6 protein-coding genes are annotated in these 7,616 nt (G+C 69.5%); 1 reads left to right on the top strand and 5 read right to left on the bottom strand.

The genetic code is table 11. The annotated features are described in order from the left end of the window. Positions 1-715 precede the first annotated feature (715 nt). Entirely contained in the window at positions 716-1,579 is an 864-nt protein-coding gene (gene mftM, locus LEL84_RS24700; RefSeq protein ID WP_226513015.1) for a mycofactocin oligosaccharide methyltransferase MftM, read from the top strand. A 35-nt stretch (positions 1,580-1,614) separates the two neighbouring features. Here mftM and LEL84_RS24695 read toward each other — a convergent pair whose 3' ends face one another. From LEL84_RS24695 to LEL84_RS24675, 5 genes are all read right to left on the bottom strand, one after another. Next, positions 1,615-2,271: a MadR family response regulator transcription factor gene (locus LEL84_RS24695; protein ID WP_065632852.1), complete on the bottom strand. Its 657-nt coding sequence runs from the start codon at positions 2,269-2,271 to the stop codon at positions 1,615-1,617. Then, complete coding sequence (locus LEL84_RS24690; RefSeq protein WP_226513014.1) at positions 2,268-3,647, bottom strand: MadS family sensor histidine kinase; 1,380 nt, start codon at positions 3,645-3,647, stop codon at positions 2,268-2,270. The genes LEL84_RS24695 and LEL84_RS24690 overlap by 4 nt, the downstream gene beginning before the upstream one ends. Then, entirely contained in the window at positions 3,647-4,822 is a 1,176-nt protein-coding gene (locus LEL84_RS24685; protein ID WP_065632850.1) for an iron-containing alcohol dehydrogenase, read from the bottom strand. The genes LEL84_RS24690 and LEL84_RS24685 overlap by 1 nt, the downstream gene beginning before the upstream one ends. A gap of 78 nt (positions 4,823-4,900) precedes the next feature. After that, positions 4,901-6,457, bottom strand: coding sequence for a MadC family VWA domain-containing protein (gene madC, locus LEL84_RS24680; protein ID WP_226513013.1), 1,557 nt, complete (start codon positions 6,455-6,457; stop codon positions 4,901-4,903). Positions 6,458-6,462: 5 nt separating this feature from the next. Beyond that, positions 6,463-7,578, bottom strand: a complete 1,116-nt coding sequence (locus tag LEL84_RS24675; protein ID WP_226513012.1) for a MadB family AAA-type ATPase — start codon at positions 7,576-7,578, stop codon at positions 6,463-6,465. Positions 7,579-7,616: the final 38 nt, after the last annotated feature.

Raw genomic sequence — 7,616 nt, 5'->3', positions numbered from 1 at the left:
ACCCCACAAGGGCCGGCGTTTCAACACAATCAGGAAAGCACAACCTGACCAAAATAAACCTAGCAAAATGTGACACCCAGGACGGGGCCCGAGCGCCACACAAAAAAACAAACATCTACATCCACAAAAGATGCACGATGCCACATTGGCATCAGACAATTCATCATCACACTATCGAGTTCTCAAAGAACACACACCCACCAGCTACCCACCCCAAATCAGGGCTCTCACCAGCAGACTTCGTATTCAACCTTGCCAGCCACCCCGTCTCCGGGGCAACTCTTCCAGCCTACCAGACCCATTTCGCAGCCCGCAACCCCGAAGAATTCCGAACCACTGAAAGACCCAGCAACCCCAACACTCTACCCGAGCCACAACGACTCAAGCCAAAACATTCAGGGGCGGCCAGCCAAGAAACCCGGTCTGCACTCCCCACCATCAGACCCTCTCAGGCCCTTCCGGGGCGGCGCCGTGGCTCGCTGACTTGAAGAAAGTTACGCAAGCGGATCGTCGGGGTCAAATCGCCTGCTCGCCGCCCGCCAGTACGGCCATCGTCGCAGGTCATCGCTTTCCCATCGGAGTCGAATCCCGCTGCTGCTCGCGGATTTCGGTGAATCACATCGATGTGACGTGCGTCGCAGACCGTCCTTTCGGACAGGTCATCACCCCCGGTCGGTCAGTTATGCGCAGGTCAGAGCGCTCATACGGTCGAAACATGACCGCGACCGAACTGGCCACGACCCCGACGACCGCGCCCATCGGCGCATCGCCGGTACCCGGACTCCCACCGCGGGTTGTCTCGTCCGCGCTTGTCCCCGACGGGTTCACGCGTTGCGGTCTCCTCTCCTGGCGCCGACAGGCGGGCGTCCTGCACATCGCCCATCCCTTCGACGAGCGCAGCATCTCCGACGCCGTGGTCGTCGACGGACTCGTCGCTCTCGTCGAGGCCGGCGTGTTGGCCGGCCAGTCGCAGTTCGAATCCGCCGCGATGGGGATCATCCGCACCTCGGCGAGTAGGTCCACCGACGCGTGGGCGGCTTTCTACGACAACTCGCTTCGCGAACTGCGCACGGGCGCATCGGCATTCGCTCCCGTCCACAAACGCGCGCGGAGCCTGGTCTCGGGCGGGGCCGTCCTCGAGGTGGGATCGTGCTTCGGCTTCTTCGCTCTCGCCTGCGCCCTGGACGGTCTCCAGGTCACGGCCTGCGACATCTCGCCCGGAGCGGTGTCGTTGCTCTCCGACGCCGCTCACCGACTCCGACTGCCCGTCGTCGCAACCGTCGGGAACGCGACCGCTCTCCCCTACGCCGACGACTCGGCCGACACCGTCACGCTCATCCACCTCCTCGAGCACCTCGATCCCGCGGGGGCGCACGCCGCGATCGGCGAGGCCCTCCGGGTCGCCCGGCAGCGCGTGGTCATCGGCGTGCCGTTCGAAGACGAGCCGAGCCCGCACTTCGGCCACCTCGTCCGGCTCACCGAGAACGACCTGTGCGGCTGGGCTCGAGCCGTCCCGCATGCCGGCGCCGAGGTCGTCGTCGATCACGGCGGATGGCTCGTCCTTACCCCCCGGTCCTGATTCCTCGAGTCCGGCCGCGGTACCGAGCGACCGCGTCAGATCAGCCCGCGTTTGCTGGCGATGTACACCGCGTCGGTCCGCTTGGACACCCCGAGCTTGCGAATGATGTTGCGAATGTGGAACTTCACGGTTGACTCCGAGATGTAGAGCGTCTCGCCGATCCGCTTGTTCGACAGCCCGTCGGCGAGGAGCCGCAAGACCTCGCGCTCCCGGTCGCTGAGTGCCTCGGACTTCTCGTTCTCGCCGGACACCGCGCGGAGGACGACGGCCGCGCTGCGCGGGTCGAATGCGCTGCCGCCGCCGGACACCGCCTGGATCGCGCGCACGAGTTCGGTCGTGTCGACATCTTTGACCACGTACCCCCGGGCTCCCGCCCGCACGGCGCGCACGACCAGATCGTCGTCGAGAAACGTGGTCAGCACCAGCGCGGCGACCTCCGGGTGGCGCTGCGCGATCTGCTCGATGAGCCGCAGCCCCTCGTACTCGGTGCCCGCCGACAGCTTGAGGTCGACCACGACGACATCGGGGTGTCGGGCGTTCACCTCGGCCAGCGCGGCGTCGGCCGATCCCGCCTCGCCGACCACCTCCACGACGTCCTCGCGCTCCAGCAGCGACCGCATCCCCTGGCGCAGGAGGGCGTGGTCGTCGACGAGAAGGGTCCGGATGGGGCGCCTGATGTCGTTGTCGCTCAACCGAACTCCTTCGTTCTGAGCGGGTCGTCGGGCGTCGCGGTGCCGGCCGTGCCGATCGGCAGCACCACCGCGACGCGGATACCGCCGATACGCGACCGGCGGATCCGCAATTCGCCTCCGAGCTCGGCGGCGCGCGAGGACATGTTGGCCAGGCCGCGGTGCCGTCCGGCCGTGAGATCGCCGAGCGACGCAGTGCGCATCACCCGGCGCAGATGTTCGGGATCACCGACGCCGTCGTCGTCGACCGACAGTGCGACGGTGTCCGTGGCGTAGGTGAGGGTCACCGTGACCTGGTGGGCACGCGAGTGGACGGCGGTGTTGAAGAGGGCCTCGCCGGCGATCCGCAGCAGGGCGTGCTGGACCTCATCGGCAAGATCGCGCTCCCGGCCGCGCATGTGGACCGCCGTGCGCAGGTCCGGCGGCATGTGCAACGAGCACAGCTCGGTCAGGACGTCGCGCACACTCGGCGACGGCGCGTTCGTGGCGTTGTTGAGCGCGTAGATGAACGACCGCAACTGCTCCACGGCCTCCTTGGTCAGCCGGCCCGCCATCTCCAGGCGATCGAGTGCGGGACCTTCGACGAGGCCGCGACACAGTTCGATCTGCACCCCCGCCGACAGCACCGACTGGGTGACCGAGTCGTGGAGCTCGCGGGCGATCCGTCCGCGCTCCTCGTTGAGCACGGTCGCCCGCATCGCCGCCGACAGTTCGCGCTGGGTACGTTCCAGTTCGGTGTTGCGCTCGGCGAGTTCCATTGCGTGGCGGTCGGTCTCGGAGAACAGCTCGGCGTTGAGCAGTGCGACGATCGCCTGGCTGGCCAGGATGCGCAGCACGACGAGATCGGTGGGATCGACCATGCGACCGACCGGTGTCCAGGCCGACAGTCCCCCGACGACGTTGCCGTCGAGTTCGACGGGGACGTGGACGTGGTCCTCCTGGAGGATCGCGCCGTGCAGGACGGTCTCGTGTCCGCGGAGTATGTCGTTGAGCCGGTTGAGCACCTCGTCGGGCAGGTCGTCGGGTGTGGCGGCCCGCTCGGACCCTTCGAAGGCGTAGAGCCGACCACCGCTCGCGCTGATCAGGTGTCGCGGGGCCGACTGCTCGAGCCGGCCGTCCGCGAGCGCGAAGACGACCCAGTCCGCGCCCAGATGGTCCCGCGCCGCCTCGACGACCGCGATGACCAACGCCTCGGGCCCTTCGGCGGTACGGACGAGAGCACGCGAGATCCGCTCCAGCGCACCGACCACCCGACTCAGCCGCGCCTCGACCCCGCGCAGCGCCGCGTAGTGGCTGCCCTTCACGCTGCGGAGTCCGACCAGGCTCTCGAGGTCGGCCTGTTCGGGGAGAGCGCTTCGCTCGGGCGACGGACCGGTCATCACAGCGCTTCGGCGTAGAGGTCCCGGATGCCTGCGGCCTGCGGACGCCGCGGGTTGGTGGTCATGCACGAATCGGCCAGCGCGTGCGCGGTGAGGCGGTCGAGGTCGGCGCTGCGCACGCCCAGCGGTTCGAGCGACGCCGGCATGCCGACCCGGGCGCCGAGCGCGGCGATCGCATCGGCCAGTCGGTCGGCGACGGTCCGGGCGTCGCCGGATGTCTCGACCCCGATGGCGTCGGCCAGGTCGACGAAGCCGTCGGCACACACATGGGCGTTGTAGCGGATCACGTGCGGCAGCAGGACGGCGTTGATCGCGCCGTGCGGGGCGTCGCAGTGCCCGCCGACCGGGTGACTCATCGCGTGCGTGGCGCCGAGAATCGCGTTGGTGAACGCCATCCCCGCCCGTAGTGCCGCGAGCGACATCTCCTCGGCCGCTACCCGGTCCCGCGGATCGTCGACGAGGCGTTCTAGATGCGTCCACACGCCGCGAATGGATTCCAGCGCAAGCGAATCGGTGAGTCGTCCGTGCGCGAGCGAGACGTAGGCCTCGACGCAGTGGGTGAGTACATCCATGCCGACCTGGGCGGTGACCGCGGCGGGCGCGGTCATCAGCAGGGTCGGGTCACTCACCGTCACGTCCGGCACGAGTGAACGCCCGATGATGGTCACCTTGGTACGCCGCTCGGCGTCGTTGATGATGCAGAACTGGGAGACGTCGGCGCCGCTGCCGGCCGTCGTCGGCACCGCGATGAGTGGCGGGAGCGGTCGTCGGGCACGGTCGATTCCCTCGTACTCGAGGATGTGACCGCCGTTGGCCGCCAACACCGCGACACCCTTGGCGGCGTCGATCACCGAACCGCCGCCCAGGGCGACGAGGCCGTCGGCATCGTGTGCCTTGTAGGCGAGGAACGCCGCCGCGACCTCGCCGGACCGCGGGTTGGGCGAGACATCCAGGTACGACGCCGCGTCGAGGCCGCCGGCACGCAGCCCGGCCATCAGCTGTGCGTACCAGGGGGTGCGTTCCAGACAACGATCGCTGACCACGAACGGTCGGCGCATCCCGAGTCCCGCCGTCGCGACCGGCACCTCCCCGAAGGCGCCCGGGCCCAGCACGATCTCCGGGGTGTGGAACTTGGCGACCTGGCCCGATGCGCGCCGACGGACGTCACCCACCATTCGTCCCGCCTCCGTTCCATCCACTCCGACCGCACCGTCCGACCACCTCGCCCCGGCGGTACCCCGACGCTACCCAGGTCACCTCAGCGCCGCACCCAGCTCGTCACAACGCGCGAGCATCTCGGCGCCGTCACGCACGCTGACGACTCCGCTGCAGTGCTCGGCGTAGTCGGCCATCGCGCACCCGGATTGCGCCCAGTAGCGCTCGGGTTCCGGTGTGATCCAGGCGATTCGGTGCGATCGGCGACCGACCTCGGCCACCAGGTCGACACGCGGATCGAGACCATTGCTGCGCGCATCCCCGACGACGAGCACCGATGTCCGCCTGCTGATCAGGTCCCCGCAGCCGCCCAGCAGTTCGCCGAACATGCGCCCGTAGTCGCTCGTCGCGGCGAGATCCAGACCGTCGGCGGCGAGCACCGCCGCGAGAGCCGAGTCGGCCGCCGCGGACCGCAGTGCGGTCGTGACGCGCACCGGGCGATCGACGAACGCGACGACCTCGCAACGGTCGCCGAAGCGATGCAGAGTCTGCGCGAGACGCAGGATGAACCCGGTGACCGGCCGGACCGACAACGACACGTCGACGAGGACCAGCAGCCGGACCGGGCCGGGCCGCCTGCGGCGCCGCCACAGTTCGGCGGGCACACCGTCGGTCGCGACCGACGCGCGCATCGTCGCCCGGATGTCGAGGGCACCCCGGTCGACCGGGCGGACCACCCGGCGCGGGGCGCCGCGCATGCGCTGGATCAGCCGGTGGCAGGCGCGATCGATCTCAGCTTGGTCGACATACCCCTCGGCCGACCGGTCGGCGCCGGACACCGCCTCGGCGCCGCCGTCGGCGTCCAGGCGTGCGACCAGCGCGTCGACGAAAGCACCCAGTGCCCGTTCCAGTTCGGCCCTCCGGGCATCGCCGAGGTCGTCGTTGCCGTCGGTGCCGTATGCCTTGCGCGGATCGTAGGCGTCGAGTGCGGCGAGGATGGCGTGGGCCCCGGTCAGCCCGAGCGGCCGGCTCGAGACCCGGGCCGCCGATCCGGTCAGTTCGCCGACGGTCGACGAGTCGGCGGTGTCGACCTCGACCGTGTAGGTCACTCCCCCACCGGTCGTGCCGCCGTCCGGGTCGACGCCGAGCTGCTCGGCGCCGGCCGAGACGCTGAAGTCGTTCTCCTCCCGGTGAGCGCTCTCGGCGTCCCGGTGCGCGGCGTCGGGATCGTCGGCCATCAGGTGGCCGATCTCGTCGGTGTGTTCGTCGGCGCCGATCTGGCGGGCCGCGCCCTCGAATTCCTCGTCCCAGACCACGTCATCGGGCAGGTCGGCCGCGACGCCGCGGGCCCGGGGAAGGTCGTCCTCGTCGGCCCGATCGGGTTCGGCGCCGAGGAAGAAGAGCTCGAAGGCCCGCTCGAAACCCGCTGTCTCGTAGCCGTATTTGACGCACACGCTCTGTAGCGCCGCACGCAGGACCGCCGGCTCGGCGGCGCCGACCATCGACAGGGTCCGCCGGATCTCGATGACCTCGGCGGGCGAGGCCGCGATCCCGGAGCTCCGCAGGACCCTTCCGAACGCGACCGCGAGCAGGTCGAGCGGGTCCGCCCGCCTCGCGGCGGCGACGGGTACCGGGGTGGCCGACGCCGCAGTCATCGGCGTCATCGTCCCGGTCGGACACCCGCACTGCGGGCGCGCCCGGCACCGAAGGCGCGCGCGGTCACCGACCCGCCGGGCGTCGTGCCGTCGACGCCGACCGGTGATCCGTTCACCGGCGACCCACCGCTGTCGGCCTCGGCAGTCAGTGCGCGCCGGGCGATCTCACCGTCCGCGCCGAACTTCACGAGCAGCGCCAGCAGAGCGCTGCGATGCTCGGCGTCGATCGGCGTGCCCGCCTGTCCGTCTCGTGCTCCGAGGTACGAGGCGGCCCGCGCGGCGTCGATCACCTCCGCGATGGACGGGCTCTTGCGCAACGGGAGATCGCGAAGCCGCCGGGCGAGGTCGACCACCTCGCCGATGATCGTCTCCTCGACGTCGGGGGCGCGGACCGCGACGATGTCCCGCTCGGTCTGCGGATCCGGATAGTCGACCTGGAAGTGCAGGCAGCGACGCTTGAGCGCCGGCGAGAGTTCACGAGTGTCGTTGGAGGTCAGGATGACCCATGGCGACGACCGCGCCGTGAACGTCCCGAGTTCGGGGACCGTCACCTGGCGCTCGGCGAGGACCTCGAGCATCACCGCTTCCATCGCCTCGTCGGTGCGGTCGATCTCGTCGACGAGCAGGACCGTCGGCGAGGGCGACGTGATGGCCGCCATCAGTGGCCGGGCCACCAGGAAGTCCTCGGTGTAGACGCCGACCTCGGCGCGCGCCAGCGCCGAACTCGCGGCCGAGAGGGTCGTCTCGGCGGCGAGTTCCGCACTGATGCGATCGCGCAGCATCTGCACGTGGAGAAGCTGTCGTGCGTAATCCCATTCGTAAAGGGCACGCGACTCGTCGAGACCCTCGTAGCACTGCAGCCGTACCAGCTCGCGCCCCGAAGCCGCCGCCAACGCCTTCGCCAGCTCCGTCTTGCCGACCCCGGCCGGCCCCTCCAGCAGGAGGGGCCGGTCGAGGAGCGTCGCGAGATGGACGACGACCGCGAGTTCCGGACCGATCAGGTATCCCTGCTCACCCAACGCCTCGGTCAGCTCCTCCACGGACGGGAAGGAACGGCTGTCCGGGGTGATGTCCCGGGTGATGTCCTCGGCGGTTTCCCGAGGTGCGCACACGTGCGTCATCGGATGTCGGACTCCTTGTCGGCCTACGGTTCTCGGAA

It is taken from the genome of Gordonia sp. WA4-43, from assembly GCF_020520305.1.
In the GTDB taxonomy this organism is placed as follows: Bacteria; Actinomycetota; Actinomycetes; order Mycobacteriales; family Mycobacteriaceae; genus Gordonia; species Gordonia hongkongensis.
Note: the sequence above shows the minus strand (reverse complement) of the source record. Positions and strands in the feature narration are given on the sequence as shown.